The organism is Xanthomonas sp. XNM01 (assembly GCF_014851915.1).
Classification (GTDB): Bacteria; Pseudomonadota; Gammaproteobacteria; order Xanthomonadales; family Xanthomonadaceae; genus Pseudoxanthomonas.
Window position 1 is genome coordinate 54,841 of sequence record NZ_JACVAP010000004.1, and the last position, 19,870, is coordinate 74,710.

At 71.4% G+C, this 19,870-nt stretch carries 13 protein-coding genes and 1 pseudogene; 5 read left to right on the forward strand and 9 right to left on the reverse strand.

What is annotated here, in order from left to right:
• Positions 1 to 302: 302 nt before the first annotated feature.
• Positions 303 to 815, reverse strand: a pseudogene (locus IB242_RS20510) (Type 1 glutamine amidotransferase-like domain-containing protein); the annotation flags it as partial.
• A gap of 102 nt (positions 816 to 917) precedes the next feature.
• On the opposite strand from IB242_RS20510, the gene IB242_RS14415 reads away from it, so the two are divergent.
• The 3 genes from IB242_RS14415 to IB242_RS14425 all read left to right on the forward strand — a co-directional run bounded on the left by IB242_RS14415 (position 918) and on the right by IB242_RS14425 (position 5,752).
• Positions 918 to 1,511, forward strand: coding sequence for an RNA polymerase sigma factor (locus IB242_RS14415; RefSeq protein WP_192280782.1), 594 nt, complete (start codon positions 918 to 920; stop codon positions 1,509 to 1,511).
• Positions 1,492 to 2,571 (forward strand): FecR domain-containing protein, encoded by a 1,080-nt coding sequence (locus tag IB242_RS14420; RefSeq protein ID WP_192280785.1) that lies wholly within the window; start codon positions 1,492 to 1,494, stop codon positions 2,569 to 2,571. The genes IB242_RS14415 and IB242_RS14420 overlap by 20 nt, the downstream gene beginning before the upstream one ends.
• Positions 2,572 to 2,677: 106 nt before the next feature.
• Positions 2,678 to 5,752: a TonB-dependent receptor gene (locus IB242_RS14425; protein WP_192280788.1), complete on the forward strand. Its 3,075-nt coding sequence runs from the start codon at positions 2,678 to 2,680 to the stop codon at positions 5,750 to 5,752.
• Between the two features lie 393 nt (positions 5,753 to 6,145).
• Here IB242_RS14425 and IB242_RS14430 read toward each other — a convergent pair whose 3' ends face one another.
• The 5 genes from IB242_RS14430 to IB242_RS14450 form a co-directional block, all read right to left on the reverse strand.
• Positions 6,146 to 7,261 carry an anhydro-N-acetylmuramic acid kinase gene (locus tag IB242_RS14430; protein ID WP_192280791.1) on the reverse strand — a complete coding sequence of 372 codons (1,116 nt, stop codon included), beginning with the start codon at positions 7,259 to 7,261 and terminating at the stop codon, positions 6,146 to 6,148.
• A gap of 159 nt (positions 7,262 to 7,420) precedes the next feature.
• Positions 7,421 to 9,646: a hypothetical protein gene (locus tag IB242_RS14435; protein WP_192280795.1), complete on the reverse strand. Its 2,226-nt coding sequence runs from the start codon at positions 9,644 to 9,646 to the stop codon at positions 7,421 to 7,423.
• Entirely contained in the window at positions 9,643 to 10,395 is a 753-nt protein-coding gene (locus IB242_RS14440) for an ankyrin repeat domain-containing protein (RefSeq protein ID WP_192280799.1), read from the reverse strand. Before IB242_RS14440 ends, IB242_RS14435 begins: the two co-directional genes overlap by 4 nt.
• 302 nt (positions 10,396 to 10,697) lie before the next feature.
• Positions 10,698 to 11,057, reverse strand: coding sequence for a hypothetical protein (locus IB242_RS14445; protein WP_192280802.1), 360 nt, complete (start codon positions 11,055 to 11,057; stop codon positions 10,698 to 10,700).
• Complete coding sequence (locus IB242_RS14450) at positions 11,054 to 11,413, reverse strand: hypothetical protein (RefSeq protein WP_192280804.1); 360 nt, start codon at positions 11,411 to 11,413, stop codon at positions 11,054 to 11,056. Before IB242_RS14450 ends, IB242_RS14445 begins: the two co-directional genes overlap by 4 nt.
• Here IB242_RS14450 and IB242_RS14455 point away from each other — a divergent pair.
• Positions 11,397 to 11,717 carry a hypothetical protein gene (locus IB242_RS14455; RefSeq protein ID WP_192280807.1) on the forward strand — a complete coding sequence of 107 codons (321 nt, stop codon included), beginning with the start codon at positions 11,397 to 11,399 and terminating at the stop codon, positions 11,715 to 11,717. The genes IB242_RS14450 and IB242_RS14455 overlap by 17 nt on opposite strands.
• A gap of 501 nt (positions 11,718 to 12,218) precedes the next feature.
• On the opposite strand, the gene IB242_RS14460 is transcribed toward IB242_RS14455, so the two are convergent.
• Positions 12,219 to 13,631 carry a peptidoglycan DD-metalloendopeptidase family protein gene (locus IB242_RS14460; protein WP_192280810.1) on the reverse strand — a complete coding sequence of 471 codons (1,413 nt, stop codon included), beginning with the start codon at positions 13,629 to 13,631 and terminating at the stop codon, positions 12,219 to 12,221.
• Positions 13,632 to 13,802: 171 nt separating this feature from the next.
• Here IB242_RS14460 and tyrS point away from each other — a divergent pair, with 171 nt between their 5' ends.
• On the forward strand, positions 13,803 to 15,011 hold the full coding sequence (tyrS, locus tag IB242_RS14465) for a tyrosine--tRNA ligase (protein ID WP_192280812.1): 1,209 nt from the start codon (positions 13,803 to 13,805) through the stop codon (positions 15,009 to 15,011).
• A gap of 64 nt (positions 15,012 to 15,075) precedes the next feature.
• Here tyrS and IB242_RS14470 read toward each other — a convergent pair whose 3' ends face one another.
• Positions 15,076 to 16,227, reverse strand: a complete 1,152-nt coding sequence (locus IB242_RS14470) for a GGDEF domain-containing protein (protein WP_192280815.1) — start codon at positions 16,225 to 16,227, stop codon at positions 15,076 to 15,078.
• Between the two features lie 88 nt (positions 16,228 to 16,315).
• On the reverse strand, positions 16,316 to 19,525 hold the full coding sequence (gene putA / locus IB242_RS14475) for a bifunctional proline dehydrogenase/L-glutamate gamma-semialdehyde dehydrogenase PutA (RefSeq protein ID WP_192280818.1): 3,210 nt from the start codon (positions 19,523 to 19,525) through the stop codon (positions 16,316 to 16,318).
• Positions 19,526 to 19,870 lie beyond the last annotated feature (345 nt).

Here is a 19,870-nt window from a genome sequence, read left to right on the forward strand (position 1 = left end):
CCGGCGCCGGGCGCGGTCGCGTGGACGCGGGTGCGGCCGTCGGCCTCGACCGCCAGCGCCGCATCCTCGTCCACGCCCAGGCCGAGCACCCGGGTGCCCTCCGGCGCCTGCGCCTCGGCCTTGGCCACGAAGGCGATCAGCCGGCCCAGGCGCGCGCGTTCGCGGAAGTGGGTGTCGGTGAGCACGCCGCGCAGCGCGGCGATGTGCAGCATGCCGGTCTCGATGGTGTTGCCGTCGCCGAGCGGGTCGGCCAGCGCCTGCGGCGTGGTCTGGCTGCCGCCGTCCATCGCGCCGTAGACGTGCTCGCCCAGGATCGCCAGGCCGGCGCTGGTGCCGCCGATCGGCTTGCCGGCGCGCACGTGCGCATCCAGCGCCTCGGCCACCGGCGTGCCCTTCCAGTAGCGGACGTAGCGGGCCTGATCGCCGCCGGCCAGGAAGATGCCGTCGGCGCGGCGCAGCGCGCGCAGCAGGCGCTTGTCGGTGGACGCCTCGCGGCTGGTGACCACGAAGGTCTCCACCGAGGCCACCCCGCCGACCTCGTCGTGGAACTCCTCGCCGATCTCGCCGCCGAGCGAGGCGCGCAGCACCACCACGTGGCCGTTGCCGGCCTTGCCCAGGAACCAGCGCAGCGCTTCGTGGTTGCGGTCGCCACCGCCCATCAGCAGCAGGCCGGGGCCGACCTGCCCGGGCGTGGCCGCGCCGCGGTCGCCGACCAGGTAGTGGCGGTAGTCGGCGGCGGCGGCCGCGGGCAGGGCCAGCGACAGGAGCAGCAGGGCGGCGGCCCTCAGGTGGCGGACGGGGCGGGTGGAACGCATGCGGCTCTCCTCGGCATGGCGGAACGGCGGACTTCCCTCCCTAGACGAACGGCCGCCGGATTTCCCCCTTGCGGGGTGGCGGCCATCGGCTATGGTGCGGACATGCCCTCCGTCCTCGACGCCTGGTTCGTCAGCGAGATCCTCGTCCACGAGGCGTCGCTGGCCGCCTATCTGCGCCGCTGCTGGCCGCGCCCGGACGAGCTGCACGACCTGCGCCAGGAGGTCTACGTCCGCGTCTACGAGGCTGCGGGCAAGACGCTGCCGAGCATGCCCAAGTCGTTCCTGTTCGCCACCGCACGGCACCTGATGACCGACCGCCTGCGCCGCGCGCGGGTGGTCCGGATCGATCCAGTGGGTGATCCGGACGCCTGGAACGTCCTGGTGGATGAGTGCTCGCCCGAACGCTGGTGCGGCGGCCGCCAGGTGCTGGCGCGGCTGGCCCGCGCGCTGGACCGGCTGCCGGACCGCTGTCGCGAGGTGGTCTGGCTCAGGCGGGTCGAGGAACTGTCGCAGAAGGAGGTGGCCGTGCGCATGGGCATCAGCGAGAAGACCGTGGAGAAGCACCTGGCCAAGGGCATGCGCCTGCTGGCCGCGCAGTTCCATGGCGAGGACGGGCTGCCGGCGGCCGTCGACCACCACACCACCGGCCGACGGATGCGGCAGGGGCTGGGGCCGGATGGACAGCCTGAGGATTGAACAGGCCGCGGCCGCGTGGCTGGCGCGGCGCGAGGGCGACCACTGGAATCCGGCCCAGGCCGCCGCGCTGGAGCAGTGGCTGGCGGCCGACACCGCGCACCGGGTCGCCTTCCTGCGGCTGCGCGCGACCTGGGAGCAGGCCGGCCGGCTGAAGGCGCTGGGGGCCGGCCTGCCGCGCGGGCGGGTGCCGCCGCGTGGCCAGTGGGACGCGGCGTGGCCCGCGCTGGAGGCCGCGAGCGCGGTCGATGCGCCCGGGCCGCGCGCACGCGTCGATGCGGCGCTGGCCGGGGTGCGGTTCCGCCCGCGCGAGCAGGCGCCGCCGGCGGTCGGCGGGCGCCAGCGGTTCGCCGGCATCGTCGCGCTGGCCGGGCTGTTCGCCCTGGCGATCGGCGCGTCGCGCCAGGCCGAGGTGCCGCCGGCCAGCTTCCACAGCGCGCTGGGCGAGGTCGTGCCGGTCACGTTGAACGACGGCTCCGATGCGGTGCTGGGCAGCGACAGCCGGATCGAGGTGCGGCTGTCGCCGCGCCGCCGCGCGATCGCGCTGACCCGCGGCGAGGCGATCTTCGATGTCGCCCGCGATCCGCAGCGGCCGTTCGTGGTCGAGGCCGGCGAGCGCCAGGTGGTCGCGGTCGGCACCCGCTTCTCGGTGCGTCGCGACGGCGCGCAGGTGCAGGTGGTGGTCACCGAGGGCACCGTCCGGCTCGAGCCGGTGGCCGGCGGATCGTCGCTGCCCAGTGCGCTGCTGCCGGCCGGCAGCGTGGCGCTGGCCGGGCCGGACGGCGTGTCGGTGCTGAGCCCGGGCGTGGAGGCGGCCACACGGCGGCTGGCCTGGCGCGATGGCGACCTGAGTTTCGAGGACCTGCCGCTGGCCGAGGCGCTGGCCGAGTTCAACCGCTACAACCCGCGGCCGCTGGAACTGGCCGATCCGAGCCTGGCCACGCTGCGGGTCGGTGGCAGCTTCCGCTGGTCCGAGCCCGAGCGCTTCGTCGATCTGGTCGAGCAGCTGTTCCCGGTGCGCGCCGAACGCCGGCCGGACCGGGTGCTGCTGCATCGGCGCTGAGCGCACGGCACAGGCATCGGCGGCCGGCGCCGATCGGATGGGGGGATCGCACGGCCCGTTCGTCCCGGTCAGCATGGGGCGCGTGGGCGCCCGGGGGAGAGAGTCCATGCGGTCGCGGTCTTCGTTGCGGATCCTGATGTTGAGCCTGGCCTGTTCGATGGCGTTGTCCGCGCAAGCGCAGACCGCGGTCGGACGCGTCGATGTCCCGGCCGGCGACCTGGCGGCGGCGCTGACCGCGCTGGGCCGGCAGTCCGGCACCCAGATCATCTACCGGCCCGAGCAGCTGCAGGGCCTGCGCACCACCGGGCTGCGCGGTGATTACGCCGCTGCCGACGCGGCCACGCGGCTGCTGCGCGGCAGTGGCCTGGCCGTGCGCCAGGATGCGGGCGGTGCGCTGCTGGTGGTGCCCGACGCGGCCGCACCGGCCGCGCCGCGGCGTGCCCCGGCCGGCGGTGCCGATGCCGAGGCGGCGCCGGCGGTGACCGAGATGCAGAGCGTGCAGGTCACCGGCTCGCGCATCCCGCGCGCGCAGATCGAGGGGCCCGCGCCGATCACCGTGATCACCGCCGAGCAGATCCAGTCCGCCGGCCTGACCACCGTGCCCGACCTGCTGCGCTCGTTGAGCCAGAATAGCGGCAGCGTGCAGGGCCAGCAGAACACCACCGGCGCCCAGTCCACCCCCGGCGCGCAGGCGGTCGACCTGCGCGGCCTCGGGCCCAACCACACCCTGGTGCTGATCAACGGCCGCCGCATCGCCGACTTCCCGCTGCCGCTCAACGGCCGCAGCAACTTCACCGACATCGGCAACATTCCGCTGGGCATGATCGAGCGGGTCGAGGTGCTGACCGGCAGCGCCTCGGCGGTGTACGGCTCGGACGCGATGGCCGGCGTGATCAACTTCATCCTGAAGAAGTCCACCGACGGCACCACCATCGACTACCGCTACGGCGACACCAGCCGCGGTGGCGGCGAATCGCACCGGCTGACCCTGACCAGCGGCTTCGAGCGCGGCGCGCTCAGCGGCATCGTCGGGGTGGAGCTGCAGAACCGGCGCCCGCTGTGGGGCTACGAGCGGCGCAACCAGGATTCCACCTTCGATGCGCCGACCGAGGCGCGGCGCCTGCCGCGCCTGATCGCGCAGATCAACGACTGGGACGACGACGTCAACATCGGCCCGACCGACGACTGCGCGGCGCTGGCCGGCCTCAACGACGGCACCACGGTGCTGGCCGAGGATCCCGACTACGGCCCGTACTGCGGCAGCGACCGCGCCATCGCGTACCGCACGATCCAGAACGAGCGCAAGGGCGCGACCGCCTACGGCTCGTTCGAGTACCGCTTCTCCGACGCGCTGTCCTGGTTCGCCGACGTGCAGCTGGGCCGGCAGGAAGTGAAGCTGCTCACCGGCACCAATGGCAACAACGTGGCCAGCGACCATATGGGCTGGGAGTTCCACGACCCGGCCTCGACCAACAACTACCGCAACAAGATGTTCTACAACGCCAACACCGGGCACTACGAGATCTGGTCGCGCCAGTTCTCGCCGGAGGAGGTCGGCGGCCTGGAAAACCGCATGAACACCACCACCCAGAAGACCCTGGCGGTGACCACCGGCCTGCAGGGCAGGTTCGCCGAACAATGGAACTGGGAAGCGGCCTACAACCACTCGCAGTACAAGGCCGACGTGGCGATGCCGCGCATCCGCGCCGACGCCGCCAACACCTTCTTCCTGGGCGAGCGCCTGGGCTACGACGACGATGGCTATGCGATCTATGCACCGGATCCGGACAGGCTGTTCTCGCCGCTGACGCCGGCGCAGTTCGCCACCCTCGGCGCGATGTCGACCTTCCGCCCGGTGGCCAAGAACGACAACCTCAGCTTCACCGCGGACACCCCTGCGCTGTTCTCGCTGCCGGCCGGCGATGTCGGCTTCGCCACCGCGCTCGAGTACGGCCGCCAGTCCTACCGGATCAATCCCGACCCGCTCGCGCTCGCCGACGACGCCTACTTCGGCCCGCGCTACGGCGACGGCCGCGGCGAACGCGACCGCTGGAGTGCGGCCGGCGAACTGCGGCTGCCGCTGCTGTCGTCGCTGCAGGCCAGCCTGGCCGGCCGCTACGACCGCTATTCCTACGGCAACAAGAACCCCGGCAAGTTCACCTACAGCGCCGGCCTGGAGTGGCGTCCGCTGGAGACGCTGCTGGTGCGCGGTTCGTACGGCACCGGCTTCCGTGCGCCGGACATGCACTACCTGTTCGCCGGCGAGGACTACTACCGCACCCGTTTCGCCACCGACTACTTCCAGTGCCGCACCGCCGAGCCCGACGCCACCGACGGCTACTGCTACGACGACGGCAGCTACGACGGCAGCACCTTCGACGTCTATACCGGCAACATGGAGCTGGATGTCGAGACCAGCAAATCGTTCTCGGCCGGTTTCGTCTGGTCGCCGCTGCCCGGCTTCGACCTGGCGGTGGACTACTACAAGATCCGCGTGTCCAACCAGGTCCAGACCCAGGACCGCGAGCTGCTGCGCATCACCGAGGCCGACTGCCGGCTCGGCGTCACCGATGCGGGCGCGGCGGTGGACATCACCTCGCCGACCTGCGTCGATGCGCTGGCCCGCGTGATCCGCGATGCCGACGGCGACATCACCAGCGTGCGCTTCAGCCCGATCAACATCGCCAACGAGGAAACCTCGGGCATCGACCTGGCGACCAGCTACCGGATGGAGACGGCCGCCGCCGGCGACTTCCGCTTCAGCGGCAGCTACACCTGGACCCACCGCCACACCCGCCAGCAGTTTCCGGGCGATCCGCGCGAGGACATGCTCGACGTCAGCTTCAGCGCGACCACGCTGCCGCGGCAGAAGGGCAACCTGGGCGTGGCCTGGGACCAGGGCGCGTGGGGCGCGAGCCTGTTCGGCAACTACCTGGGCCGCGTCGCCAACTACGACAACGATGCCTGGACCGGCTCGACCTGGCGCTTCAACGCCGGCGCGCGCTACGACATCAACGACCACCTGCGCGTGTCGCTGACCGTCAACAACCTGCTCGACAAGATGCCGCCGAAGGACCCGACCTGGTCCAACTACCCGTACTACGACACCTCGTGGTTCGACTCGGTCGGCCGCAGTTACTTCGTGCAGGTCACCTGGAAGCTGGGCGGCAGCGCGCTGTAACCCGCAGGGCGACGGCGGCCGCGTCCGGTCGCCGTCGCAGCGCCTCCGGGCATGACGCCGCGCGCGCAGCGTGCGCCTGTCGTGTCGGTGGCCGGCAGGCATGCCGTGGTGCTTCCGGCATGCGTGCGGGTCATCCGGGCGGTCCTGCGCTGCGTTCTGGCAGGTGCGCCCGGTCCCGGGCAGCGCCGCATCCAGCGCGAACACGCCGCACCTGTTCTGGCCGCGCCTGCTGTGCAACGTACCGGCGAACGCGGGACGCCTCCCTTCTCAGGCATCCGACGCTGCCCGGAGGCTGGAGGAGGGGCTTCGATCACGCCTCTCGCGGCCTGCCGGCCAGGATGTGCCAGATGCGCTGCGGCCGACGGGCTGCCCCGGCGAGGCGGGCATCGGACCTCAGGCCGGATGCACGACCCCGAGCACGCGTGGACCGACCGCACCGGTGACCGCCGGCAGGTTGCCCGGCCGCCCGGCCAGGGTTTCGCGGGCAAGCCATGCGAAGGCCATCGCCTCGACGTAATCCGGATCTAGGCCGTAGCGGTCTGTGCTCTCCACCGCGATGCCGGGCAGGCGCCGGGCGATCGCATCGATCAACCGTGGATTGCGTACGCCGCCGCCGCAGGCGATGACGCGTGCGGTGTGCGGTTGCTGCGTCAGCAGCGCATCGGCGATAGTCGCCGCGCTCAGTTCCAGCAGTGTGGCCTGCACGTCCGCCGGTGATTCACCGCCATGCAACCGCGTCTGCAGCCAGGCCAGATGGAACTGCTCGCGGCCGGTGCTCTTCGGCGGCGGCAGTGCGAACCAGGGCTCGTCCAGCAGCCGCTGCAGCAGCGCCGCGTCGGCCCGGCCGGATGCGGCGAACGCACCATCGGCATCGAAGGCCTGGCCGGTGTGGCGCAGGCACCACGCATCGAGCAGCGCATTGGCCGGCCCGGTATCGAACCCGCGCACCGCGGCGGCGTCGCGCGGCAACAGGGTGTAGTTGCCGATGCCGCCGAGGTTGAGCACCGCGCGGTCCTCGTCGGGACTGTGCAGCAGCGCGGCGTGGAACGCCGGCACCAGCGGCGCGCCCTGGCCGCCGGCGGCGATGTCGCGGCGGCGGAAATCGCAGACGGTGGCGATGCCGGTGCGCTCGGCGATCACGCTGCCATCGCCGATCTGCAGGGTGAACGGGGACGGGCCATGCGGACGATGGCGGATGGTCTGGCCGTGCGAACCGATCGCGGCGACTTCGTGCGCGGCGACACCGGCATTGGCCAGCAGCTGGTGGGCGGCGTCGGCGAAGGCCTGCGCCACCTGCACATCCAGTCGTCCGTACTCGTCCAGATCCTGCAGGCCGCCACCCTGGCCAAGTGCGACCAGGCGCTCGCGCAGCGTCGCGTCCCATGGATGCACGTACGCGTCGACGAGCCGCAGGCCGGCGGCGGAAACAGGATCGGGGAAGGACACCAGCGCGGCGTCGATGCCGTCGGCGCTGGTGCCGGAGATGAGGCCGAGGAAGAACTGGGTCATGCCTGCATTGTAGGCACGCGCCGGCGGGCTGCGGATCGGGAGCGAGGCGCCGGTGCCGCGCTGCGGCCGCGAGCTGCCAGGCCCTCGGATGGGTGCCGCCGGGCCGTCGCCGCAGGTGCGTTCCGCCGACACCGGATGCGTGCATGCGACGCGGACCGCTCAGCGTCCCGGTGCGGTGTCGACGCTCGCCGCCTGTGCCTGTGCCTGCGTCGCGCGTTCGCCTGCCGTCGCGTCCGCATCGCGTTCGATCGCGGCCGCGCGCGTGCGGCCATCGGCCAGCCACTCCTTCGCCCCGGTCGTGGCCAGCAGCGCGGACGACGCCAGGGCCATCGCGCCGGCATCGTCCTGCCGGGCGGCCGCCAGCAACCGCTCCACCGCGGCGCCGGTATCGGTCGCCCGCAGCGCCGCGTGCGCGTCAGGCAGCGCCGCCTCACGCCCGTCGCTGCGCTCCTGGCGCGCCTGCTGCAGCAGGCGGCGCGCTGCGTCCTCGTGCGTTGCCACATGGCGGTCCAGGCTGGCGATCACCGCCGAGTCCATGCCATGGCGTGCCAGCGCTTCGGCCACCCCCGGCCCGGCCTCGCGGACCAGTTGCACCGTCGCGTGCAGATTGACCAGGCCCTGCGGCGTCTGCGGGTTGAAGGTCACCGCGCCGCCGACGAGGACGCCGGTGGTGCCACCCAGGCCCGCACCGAGCGTGGGGGCATGCGAGGTGGTGGCGGTGATCTGCGTTCCGATCACGGTCAGGCCAGCGTCCAGCTGCTCGCCGACATAGACCAGCCCGTCGCGCGCCTGTGCGCCGGCGGCCGTCGACGAAGACTGCAGGCCCTGTCCGATCGTCGCGGCGGCCTCGCGCCGTGCCTGCGCGTCGCTGCGTCCCTGCGCCAGCGCGGCCACCGCTTCCTGCTGGTTGCGCTGGAGCGCGACCGTCCCGTCGGCCTCGATCCGCTGCGCGCGGGCTTCGATGTCTTCCCGCCAGGTATCGGAAAACAGTCCCGCCAGTTGGCCGGCCCCGCGCAGCGCGCTGGCCCGCGCCTGGGCGATGCCGTGCTGGGCCAGGCCCTGGCCCTGGTCGATCGCCGCATCGATCTGGGCGCCGGCCATCCGCGCGTGCGCGGTGACTTCGCCGATCATCCACGCGCCGTGGTTCAGCGCGGCGCCGGTACCGACATAGCTGCGCTCGAGCTGGAACGCGGCGCCGGAGACGCCGGCCCGGGCGAGGTCGCCGGCGCCTTCGTAACCGGCACCGAGCACGCGTCCGCCCTCGGCCACCACCTGCCCGACGGCCGCGCCGGCGTTCGCGCCGCGCGCGCCCATCGTGGCCACGGCCAGCACCGGTCCGGCCAGCAGCTGCAGCTCGCCCAGCGACGCCTGTTCGTCGCGCGCCACCAGCTCGCGTTCCTCGCGCGTCATCGCCACCAGGGGCGGCCTGCGGTCACCGGCGGCCTGCGGAAGATCCCGGATCAGCGATGCGGCGTCGCCCTGCTGCAGCACGTCGAGAAACTCGCGCACCACGGAGCGCGAGCGCTCCGGCATGCCCTCCACCAGGCGCTGCTCCAGCAGTTCGCGGCCTGCCGGGGTGCGTTCCAGCGCATCGATGGTGGTCGACACCAGCGTGGCGATGCGCGCGCGCTGCAGCGCATCCATGCTGCGCAGGTCGCCCTGCACGCCATCGTTCAGCAGGTCGCCACGGACCTGCCATGCAGTGACGATCGCGTTGGTGTCGTACAGCGGCAGGCCACCGTTCTCGTAGGAAAAACGCCGTGCGGTTTCCGGATGCAGGCCCGCGGCATTGTGGGTGACGGCGCGCATGCCGGTGACCGCAGCGGCCGCCGAGGCCATGCCGCCGCCCAGGCTGTGGCCGGACAGGTCGAAGTCGAGGCCTGACCGCTGCAGCTTGTCCGCAAGCGCCATCGCCCGGTCGTAGTAGTCGGTCTTCAGGCCGATCGACTGCGGGAAGTTGTTGCCGATGAAGTCCTCGGTCGCCGTCGCGCGCAGCGTGCCGTCGGGCATCCGCACCTGGTGGGCCGAACCCTTGAACACCACCGTGGGTTTGTAGCCGGGGCCGAGCACCTCCGGATCGGGCAGATAGATCTCGGCCCGGAATCCCGAGCCCTCGGGCGTGAGCATGTCCCTGAGCTCGGCGTCGGTGGCGCCGAGCCCGGGCATGGCCGCCCTGAGCTGGTCGATGTGCTCGCTGGCCCGCCTCCAGCCCGCCGGCGGGCTGCCGGTCCCGCGCGCCGCGGCGTACACATCGTGCGACAGGCCGGCGGTCTCACGCGCGTGGTAGAGCGCGCGCAGCAGGTCGGCCTGGCGCAGGGCCTCGTGCGTGCCGACTGTCTGCAATGCCTGCAGCAGCGCCTGCTGATCGTCGTGCCGTGTGCTCATTGCCGGGCTCCGGTGTCGTCCATGTCGGGCAGGGGAATCTGGTCTTCGCGATGCGGAAAGCCGAAGGTCTCGCGCATCCTCCGATAGTGTTCCGGCATCGGTGGCCGCTGGTGCCCGTGCTGCAGCAGCCAGCGCTGGCTGCGGATCTGCCAGGTCGGATCATCCGGCGTACCGGGGTGCCAGAAGATGGCCTCGATGGCATCCGCGTCAGAGCGTTGCACGGGCTTTCCGTAGACGTACTCCAGCGTCGGATCCGCACCATGCTCGAGCAACCAGGACGCCATCATGAAACCACCGCGGCCCGCGTACTTTGTCAGGATGGTGTCGCCGGCCGCGGCATTGATGTTCACGTCCGCGCCGCGCTCCACCAGCAACTGCACGTTCTTCCACAGGTTGCCGTTGATGAAGGCATGGAACAGCAGCGCTTCGTTGTTCGCGTTGCGCGTATCCGGATCGCCGCCATGGTCCAGCAGCAGCGTCAGGTAGGTCTGGTCCCGCTCTCCCGCGGCGAGGACCATCGCATTGGCGTGGTGGCGCGTCCCGCGGTCGCGGGTCTCGTAGGCCTTTCCCGCATCCGGATCGGCGCCGTGCTCCAGCATCGCGCGTAGCCCTTCCGGATTGCCGCGGACGATCGGCCAGGCCAGCAGCGGCAGCCCGCCGTTGCTCCCGCCGAACAGGGTGTCGGGGTCGACGCCCCGTTCGCGCATCAGCGTGCCGACCGCGACCGCATCCCCCGTGGCGGCGGCCACTGCGAGCGCCTGCGCATCGGCACCGGCATCCGCGAAGGCGGCCTCGGCGGCCTTGCGTTCAACGGCCAGGTCCGGATGCGACTGCGCGGGCACGCAGCCCGGGAGCGCGACGAATGCCAGCATCGCCAGGCAGGCCGCCCACGCGCGGCGGCGGATCGCCACCGGGCCGTGGATCAGACGCCAACGACCAGGATGGCGGTCGGGATGATGCTTCGGGTCCATGCAGCGACGGGCTCATCCGGAGCAGTGGACCGATCCTAGTGCGGGCCGACCACGGGGATGTGAAATCGACGTGCCCGGCTTCACAGATTCCGCGATGCCGGCGGCGGGGCGCGGTCGGGCAGGGGAATCTGGTCTTCGCGATGCGGGAAGCCGAAGGTCTCGCGCATCCTCCGATAGTGTTCCGGCATCGGTGGTCGCTGATGTCCGTTCAGCAGCAGCCAGCGCTGGCTGCGGATCTGCCAGGTCGGATCATCCGGCGTACCGGGGTGCCAGAAGATGGCTTCGATCGTGTGGGAATCATCGCGCCGGACCGGTGCTCCCCCGACGTAGTCCAGCCGGGGATCGGCACCGTGCTCGAGCAGCCAGTGGGTCATCATGAAGCCACCGCGTGCGGCGTAGACGTTGGCGATGGTGCGGCCGCCGGAGACGGAGGCGTTCACGTCCGCGCCGCGCTCCACCAGCAACTGCACGTTCTTCCACAGGTTGCCGTTGATGAGGCATGGAACAGCAGCGCTTCGTTGTTCGCGTTGCGCGTATCCGGATCGCCGCCATGGTCCAGCAGCAGCATCAGGTAGGTCTGGTCCCGCTCTCCCGCGGCGAGGACCATCGCGTTGGCGTGGTGGCGCGTCCCGCGGTCGCGGGTTTCGTAGGCCTTTCCCGCATCCGGATCGGCGCCGTGCTCCAGCATCGAGCGCAGCCCTTCCGGATTGCCGCGGACGATCGGCCAGGCCAGCAGCGGCAGCCCGCCGTTGCTCCCGCCGAACAGGGTGTCGGGGTCGATGCGCCGTTCGCGCATCAGCCTGCCGACCGCGACCGCATCCCCCCGTGGCGGCGGCCACGGCGAGCGCCTGCGCATCGGCACCGGCATCCGCGAAGGCGGCCTCGGCGGCCTTGCGTTCAACGGCCAGGTCCGGATGCGACTGCGCGGGCACGCAGCCCGGGAGCGCGACGAATGCCAGCATCGCCAGGCAGGCCGCCCACGCGCGGTGGTGGATCGCCACCGGGCCGTGGAGCAGACGCCAACGACCAGGATGGCGGTCGGGATGATGCTTCGGGTCCATGCAGCGACGGGCTCATCCGGAGCAGTGGACCGATCCTAGTGCGACGTGAGCACCGTGACGTGAAACCGGGCCGCTGCTGGGAGTGCGCTACAGGCGGAGCCGTAAGGATGCAGGCGATAGATCCGGTATCGCACGGCCGGCGATTTGCCTGTTTCCCTGATCGGCGGACTGGCAGCGGGACGCACGCACGCTGCCTCGTGGAGGCCGGTGCGGTCATGGACCTGTGGCATGCGGACGACGAACGCATCGCACCCGTGCAGCCCGCGACTGCATGAACGCGCCGTGCGCTGGCGGGTGGATGGACGCCAGCGGTGTGTACGCGCTGGCAGGTGCCGGCTCGACCCGGGCCGGGCCGCGGCGATGTCACCGGGCCTCGGGCGATCGACCTGCGGTCGCGGAATGGACGCCGGGCGTCGATCGGTCCGACAGTCCACCGATGGCGGTGCTGCCCACGCGGGGGCGTTGCGCTGCGGACGGCGCGCCGGGGGATCGGGACACGATGGCGGCGACCGCACCGGGCGGGCGCCGCGGGAAGGACGATCAGCCGCGCTTGTTGCCGGCCACCGGCGTGGCGTCGGCGTACATCAGCCGTTCCATCGACTGGATGCGCGCCAGCACCGGCGCGCTCTGCGCCTGGAAGGCCACCAGCTCGGCGCCCTTCAGCGGCTCCGGCGGCGGCAGGGTCACGCTCAGCGGATTGCGGTGCACACCGTTGACGCGGAATTCGTAATGCAGGTGCGGGCCGGTGGCCAGGCCGGTGGAACCGACGTAGCCGATCACCGTGCCCTGGGCGACGCGCTGGCCCTGCTTGATGCCGCCGAAGCGCGACATGTGCGCGTACAGCGTGGTGTTGCCGCGGCCGTGGTCGAGGATCACGGTGTTGCCGTAACCGCGCTGGGTGCCGACGAACTGCACGCGCGCATCGCCGGCGGCCATGATCGGGGTGCCGGTCTTGGCCGCGTAGTCAACGCCCTTGTGCATGCGCATCGTGCCCAGCACCGGGTGCCGGCGCGAACCGAAGTTCGACGACAGCCGCGCGTACTGGATCGGCATGCGGATGAAGCTCTTCTTCAGCGGCCGGCCGTCCTGGGTGAAGTATTCGGCCTTGCCGTTGCGCTCGAAACGGAAGCCGGTATAGGTCTTGCCGCCGGTGCTGAAGGTCGCGGCCAGGATCTTGCCGGTGCCGATCCGCTCGCCTTCGCGCCACAGTTCCTCGACCACCGCGCTGAAGCGGTCGCCGGGCTGCACGTCCTTGGCGAAGTCGATGTCGTACTGGAAGATCTCGTCGGTCATCACCGCGATCGCGGTGGGGCTCAGGCCGGCCTTGCGGCCAGCGGCGTACAGCGAATGGCTGATCTCGGCGCTGGCCACGGCGGTGCGCGTGGTGGTGGCGCGCTCGAGGACCTTCTCGTGGATCTTCTCGCCCTGCAGCGACAGCTCGACCCGGTGGGTCGGGCTGCGGTCGAAGCGGAAGCCGCGCAGCTCGCCGCCCTGGCCGACGTCGAACGCGAGCTCGGCGCCCGGGCGCAGGCGGGTCAACGCCTCCTTGTTGCCGGGATGCTCGAGGATCCGGTGCATGGTCGCGGTGGGGATGCCCATCTGCGAGAACAGCGCGCCCAGGGTCTGGCCCGAGGCTACCTGCAGCACTTCCCAATGGCTGGAACCGGCGCCGGCCGGCGCGGCCACGGTCAGCGGCGGCAGGCTCAGCGGCAGCGTCGCCCGCGCCTGCGAGGTGGCATCGAGCTGCGAGGAGAAGCCGGGGACGATGGTCGCCACCAGCGCGCCGAGGGTGGCGAACAGGCTGGCATGGACCCAGTGGCGGCGCGTCCAGCGCGTGTTGAACGCGGCCGGGAAGCGCTGCTTGAGCTTGCGATGGAGGAGACGGTGGTGAAGGATGCCCAGTCGTTCGTGGAAACGCCGCTTGCGGGCGCTGTCGTGCTCGTTCGAGGGCATGCTCGGGTTCCTTCACAGGGCCCCGGAATGCGGCCCACCGCGGGGTACCATAGACACCTCAAATCTGTGCGTCAAACCATTGATCAAGCTGAACTTTCAGCTGGTCTTCGGGTTAACTACCACTTAACATTGCGTTCAAGTTTGTTACCACCTGAACGCTTGGAGCCGTCCGTGTCGTCCGTCGAAGAATCCCTTGCCCTGATCAGCCGTGGCGCCGACGAAATCCTCAAGCTGGACGAGCTGGAGGCGCGGCTGAAGCTGGGCCGCCCGCTGAGGATCAAGGCCGGCTTCGACCCGACCGCGCCGGACCTGCACCTGGGCCACACCGTGCTGCTGAACAAGCTGCGCCAGTTCCAGGACCTGGGGCACCAGGTGATCTTCCTGATCGGCGACTTCACCGGGATGATCGGCGACCCGTCGGGCAAGAGCGCCACCCGCAAGCCGTTGAGCCGCGAGGACGTGCTGGCCAACGCCGAGACCTACAAGGAGCAGGTGTTCAAGGTGCTGGACGCGGACAGGACCGAAGTCCGCTTCAACTCGGAGTGGTTCGGCGCGATGGCCGCCGCCGACCTGATCCGGCTGGCCGGCCAGCACACGGTGGCGCGCATGCTCGAGCGCGACGACTTCGCCAAGCGCTATGCCGCCCAGCAGTCGATCGCCATCCACGAGTTCCTCTACCCGCTGGTGCAGGGCTACGACTCGGTCGCCCTGGAGGCGGACGTGGAGCTGGGCGGCACCGACCAGAAGTTCAACCTGCTGATGGGCCGCGGCCTGCAGGAGCATTACGGGCAGAAGCCGCAGGTGGTGCTGACCATGCCGCTGCTCGAGGGCCTGGACGGCGTCAACAAGATGTCCAAGTCGCTGGGCAACTACATCGGCATCAGCGAGCCGGCCATCGACATCGTGACCAAGACGATGAAGGTCGACGACACGCTGATGTGGCGCTGGATCGACCTGCTCAGCTTCGAGATCTCCATCGCCGAGGCGGCGGCGCTGAAGGCCGCGGTCGAGGCGGGCACGCTGAATCCGCGCGAGGTGAAGCTGCGCCTGGCGCGCGAGCTGGCCACCCGCTTCCACGACGCCGACGCGGCCGAGCTGGCGATCGCCGGCTGGAACGCGGTGGTCACCGGCCAGGGCGATACCTCGCTGCTGCCGCTGCAGGACGTGGCCGTGCCGGCCGAGGGGCTGCGCGTGGCCGCGCTGCTGACCGCCGCCGGCCTGACGCCGAGCAACTCCGAGGCCAGCCGCAAGCTCAAGGAGCGTGCGGTGAAGATCGACGGCGTGGTGGTCGAGGATCCGCAGCAGCTGTTCGTCGCCGGCTTCGAGGGCGTGCTGCAGGTCGGCAAGCGCACCTTCGCGCGGGTGCGTCTGGTCGGATAGGCGGCGGGACGCGGCTTCGCCCGGGTGGCGCGGCCGCGCGCATCGGCGCGGCGCCGACGGCCGGCTACAGCGTGTGCGTGACCACGCAGTCGCGGCCGCCGCGCTTGGCCACGTACAGCGCCTCGTCGGCGCCCCGCAGCAGCATCGACAGCGCCATCGGGCGCGCGGCCAGGCAGACGCCGATGCTGACCGTGACCCGGATCGGCGGCGTCGGCGTATCCAGCCGCATCGTCGCCACCGCGCGCCGGATCGATTCGGCCAGCGTGGGCGCCTGCATCGCCTCCGCGCCGGTGACCACGACCAGGAACTCCTCACCACCGACCCGGGCGAACACGTCGCTCTCGCGCAGGCAGGCGCGCACGGTATCGCTCAATGCCTGCAGCACCAGGTCGCCGACTTCGTGGCCGTGGCGGTCGTTGATCCGCTTGAAGCGGTCCAGGTCCAGTGCGATCACCGCCAGCTGCGCGTTGCGGGTCAGCTGCTCCAGCTCCGGGTCGAGCCGGGCGAACAGTCCGCGCCGGTTGAGGGTGCCGGTCAGCGGGTCGAGCATCGCGCTCTGGCGCAGCGATTCGGCCGCGCGGAAACTGGTCAGCATCAGCATGCAGAAGTTCAGCAGGTACCACGTCGACAGGTCGACGTTGACCCAGGACACGTTGGACGCGTAGCTGCCGGAGAAGGCGTCCAGCAGGTCGCGCGCGTACAGCACCGCCAGCACCGCGCAGCCCAGCATCATCAACCGCGCCGGCAGGCGCAGCGGCGGCAGGTCCAGGCGCCGCAGCTGCCACAGCATCACCGCGAGCATGCCGAGTTCGGCCGCGCTCATCGCAGCGCCCTGCGCGCCGATCGGGTCCTGGCCGTACCAGGCGATCACCGAGAACAGCGCGAACAAGGGAAGCAGCGCGAGCTCACACCGCCGCAGCGGGCGCTGCTGGACGAAGCGCAGCAGCGACCACGCGAGCAGGGCCAGGCCGCTGCAGGCGAGCAGGCCGCCCAGCGCGGCCGCGATCGACACCGCGGCGTCGCTGCCGGCGCGCTCCAGTTCCTGGGCGGTGCCGTCCAGCATCGCCGCGCCCAGGGTGTAGAGGAAGTGGCCGATGCCCCAGCTGAGGATGCCGCGCACCCCGCGCGACACCCGCGACACGTACCAGAACAGGCCGAGCAGCAGCAGGGCCAGGGCGGAGTCGGTCAGCAGCAGGTTGTAGAAATCGGTGGTCAAACCCGCTCCCGACGGTCCCCGATGGGGCGATCATGCGGCATCGCCCTCGCGGACCGCCATGCCCCATCGGGGATGGCGGGTCGGGCCTTCAGTCGCCCAGGGTCAGCAGCGAGGCATTGCCGCCGGCGGCGGTGGTGTTGACCGTCACCGTCTTCTCGGTGGCGAAGCGCAGCAGGTAGTGCGGGCCGCCGGCCTTGGGGCCGGTGCCGGACAGGCCCTGGCCGCCGAACGGCTGCACGCCGACCACCGCGCCGATCTGGTTGCGGTTGACGTAGACGTTGCCGACCTCGACCCGGCTGGCGATGCGCTCGACGGTCTCGTCGATGCGCGAATGCACGCCCAGGGTCAGGCCGTAGCCGGTGGCGTTGATCTGGTCGATCACCGCATCGAGCTGGCTGGCTTTCCAGCGGATCACGTGCAGCACCGGGCCGAACACCTCGCGCTGCAGCTGGCCCAGGTCCTTCAACTCGTAGGCGCGCGGGGCGAAGAAGGTGCCGTGCGCGGTCTGCTCCGGCAGCGGCGCGGTGGCGATGTGGCGTGCCTCGCGGTCCATCCGCGCGGCGTGGTCGTCCAGGATCTTCAGCGCGTCGGCGTCGATCACCGGGCCGACATCGGTGTCCAGCTGGGCCGGGTCGCCGACCTTCAGCTCGGCCATCGCGCCGGCGAGCATGGTCATCACCTTGTCGGCGATGTCGTCCTGCACGAACAGCACGCGCGCGGCCGAGCAGCGCTGGCCGGCCGAGACGAAGGCGCTGGCGATCGCATCCTTGACCACGGCTTCGGGCAACGACGAGGAGTCGGCGATGAACGCGTTCTGGCCGCCGGTCTCGGCGATCAGCACGCCGATCGCGGCATCGCGCGCGGCCATCGCACGGTTGATCGCGCGCGCGGTCTCGGTGGAGCCGGTGAACGCCACGCCGGCCACGCGCGGGTCGGCGGTGAGCGCGGCGCCGACGGTGGCGCCATCGCCGGGCAGGAACTGCAGCGCCGCGGCCGGCACGCCGGCCTCGTGCAGCAATGTCACGGCGGCATACCCGACCAGGCTGGTCTGCTCGGCCGGCTTGGCGATGACGCTGTTGCCGGCGGCCAGCGCCGCGGCGACCTGGCCCAGGAAGATCGCCAGCGGGAAGTTCCACGGGCTGATGCAGACGAACACGCCGCGGCCGTGCAGCTGCAGTTCGTTGGATTCGCCGGTCGGGCTGGGCAGCGTCTCGGCCTGGCCGAACTGCTCGCGCGCCTGCTTGGCGTAGTAGCGCAGGAAGTCGACCGCCTCGCGTACCTCGGCCACGCTGTCGGGCAGGCTCTTGCCGGCTTCCTTGACGCACAGCGCCATGAACTCCGGCAGCCGCGCTTCGAGCTGGTCGGCGGCGTGCTCCAGGATCGCCGCGCGGCTGGCGGCCGGCGTGCGGTTCCAGCCGCGCTGCGCATCGACCGCATTGGCCAGCGCCAGCTGCACGGTGGCCGCATCGGCTGCCTGCCACTGGCCCACCACCTGGCGGGTGTCGGCCGGGTTGGTCACCGCCTGCATCGGGCCGGTCGCGGTCGCGCCGGGCACCAGGGGCGTGGCCTGCCACGGGCGGACCGCGGCGGCGAGCTGGTCGGCGAGGGCGCGCAGGGTGGTGTCGTCGGCGAAGTTGACGCCCATGGAATTGGTCCTGTCGTGGTTCTGGCTGCGCAGCAGGTCGACCGGCAGCGGGATCTTGGGATGCGGGATGGAGGCGAACGAGGACACCGCCTCGACCGGATCGCGGATCAGGTCCTCGATCGATACGTCCTCGTCGGTGATGCGGTTGACGAAGCTGGAATTGGCGCCGTTTTCCAGCAGGCGCCGCACCAGGTAGGGCAGCAGGTCCTCGTGCGAGCCGACCGGCGCGTAGACGCGGCAGGGCAGGTCGAGGCGGTCGGCCGGCACCACCTCGGCGTACAGGTCGTCGCCCATGCCGTGCAGCTTCTGGTGCTCGTAGGTCCGGCCCAGCGCCAGGCTGCGCACCGCGGCGATGGTGTGCGCGTTGTGGGTGGCGAACATCGGGTACAGCACGTCGGCATGGCCGAACAGGCGCCGCGCGCACGCCAGGTAGGACACGTCGGTGTTCTGCTTGCGGGTGAACACCGGGTAGCCAGGCAGGCCGTCGATCTGCGCGCGCTTGATCTCCGCGTCCCAGTAGGCGCCCTTGACCAGGCGCACCTGCAGCTTGCGGCCGCTGCGGCGGGCGAGGTCGGCCAGGTGGTCGATCGTGTACGGGGTGCGCTTCTGGTAGGCCTGCACCACAACGCCGAAGCCATGCCAGCCAGCCAGCGACGGATCGGTGACGACCCGCTCGATGATGTCCAGCGACAGCTCCAGGCGGTCGGCCTCCTCGGCATCGACGGTGCAGCCGATGCCGTAGGACTTGGCCAGCTGCGCCAGTTCCAGCACGCCGGGAACCAGGTCGTGCAGCACGCGCGCGCGCTTGGCGTGCTCGTAGCGCGGATACAGCGCCGACAGCTTGATCGAGATGCCCGGCGCGTCGTTGACGTCGCCGTCCGGGCGGCCGCCGCGGGCGGTGTGGTCGCCACCGATCGCATGGATCGCGCGGCGATAGTCCTCCAGATAGCGCAGCGCGTCCTTCATGGTCAGCGCGCCCTCGCCGAGCATGTCGAACGAGTAGCGGTACTGCTGGTTGTCGCCCTTGTGCGAGCGCGCCAGCGCCTCGCCGATGGTGCGGCCCATGACGAACTGGTGGCCCATGATCTTCATCGCCTGGCGCACGGCCAGGCGGATCACCGGCTCGCCGACGCGGCCGACCAGGCGGCCGAACGCGCCGTGCACGTCGCGCCTGGTGTCGTCGGCCAGGTCGACCAGGCGGCCGGTCAGCATCAGGCCCCAGGTGGAGGCGTTGACCAGTACCGAGTCGGACTGGCCCAGGTGCTTCTTCCAGTCCGCATCGCCGAGCTTGTCGCGGATCAGCTTGTCGGCGGTGTCCTGGTCGGGGATGCGCAGCAGCGCTTCGGCCACGCACATCAGCAGCACGCCTTCCTCGCTGCCCAGGTCGTACTGGCGCATGAAGGCCTCGATCGCCCCCTGGTGCCGGGCACGGGCGCGTACCCGGCGGACCAGGTCGGCGGCGACGGACTGCACGTGCGCCTGTTCGCTGGCGGGCAGGCGTGCCTGTTCGAGCAGTTCGCGGACGTGGGTGGTCTCGTCGCGGAGCCATGCGGCGGTGATCGCGGCGCGGGTGGCCGACTGGACCGGAAGCGCAGCCGGCGTGATCCAGGCGCCAGGCGCGCCGGGCTCGTGGGAACGGGGAACTGAAGTCATGGTGTGGACGGGCGAAGGGCCCTGCGGGCCTGCTGCGGAACCCGTACGGGCGGATGCACGTGCGGGGCTTGCTCGTACATGGCAGTCGCCGCTGGCGACCCGTGGCCGAGGCGCCAAGATAGAGTCCGGGCGCGGGCGTGGCTTGACGGATTCCGGCGCCGGCACCGGGTGTCGCGGCACAAATGCCGTTCCACGCCGCCGGCCCCTTTGCCGCCCGGGAGCATCGGCGTCGGGGCGCCGGGAGCGGACCATAGAAGGTGCGTCGTGATGCAGGCGTTGCGCGGTCCAGGGCGGCCCGTGTGCCCGATGCCTGCGTGGCGTGTCCAGGCGCGAGGACGCGTGCGC

Excerpts from the sequence above, each read along its gene's own strand:
- IB242_RS14435 (WP_192280795.1), bottom strand. The coding sequence starts at position 9,646 with ATGAGCACACGGCACGACGATCAGCAGGCGCTGCTGCAGGCATTGCAG.
- IB242_RS14455 (WP_192280807.1), top strand. The coding sequence starts at position 11,397 with ATGCGCCGTTCGCGCATCAGCCTGCCGACCGCGACCGCATCCCCCCGT.
- IB242_RS14420 (WP_192280785.1), top strand. The coding sequence starts at position 1,492 with ATGGACAGCCTGAGGATTGAACAGGCCGCGGCCGCGTGGCTGGCGCGG.
- putA (WP_192280818.1), bottom strand. The coding sequence starts at position 19,525 with ATGACTTCAGTTCCCCGTTCCCACGAGCCCGGCGCGCCTGGCGCCTGG.
- IB242_RS14425 (WP_192280788.1), top strand. The coding sequence starts at position 2,678 with ATGCGGTCGCGGTCTTCGTTGCGGATCCTGATGTTGAGCCTGGCCTGT.
- IB242_RS14460 (WP_192280810.1), bottom strand. The coding sequence starts at position 13,631 with ATGCCCTCGAACGAGCACGACAGCGCCCGCAAGCGGCGTTTCCACGAA.
- IB242_RS14450 (WP_192280804.1), bottom strand. The coding sequence starts at position 11,413 with ATGCGCGAACGGCGCATCGACCCCGACACCCTGTTCGGCGGGAGCAAC.
- IB242_RS14430 (WP_192280791.1), bottom strand. The coding sequence starts at position 7,261 with ATGACCCAGTTCTTCCTCGGCCTCATCTCCGGCACCAGCGCCGACGGC.
- IB242_RS14415 (WP_192280782.1), top strand. The coding sequence starts at position 918 with ATGCCCTCCGTCCTCGACGCCTGGTTCGTCAGCGAGATCCTCGTCCAC.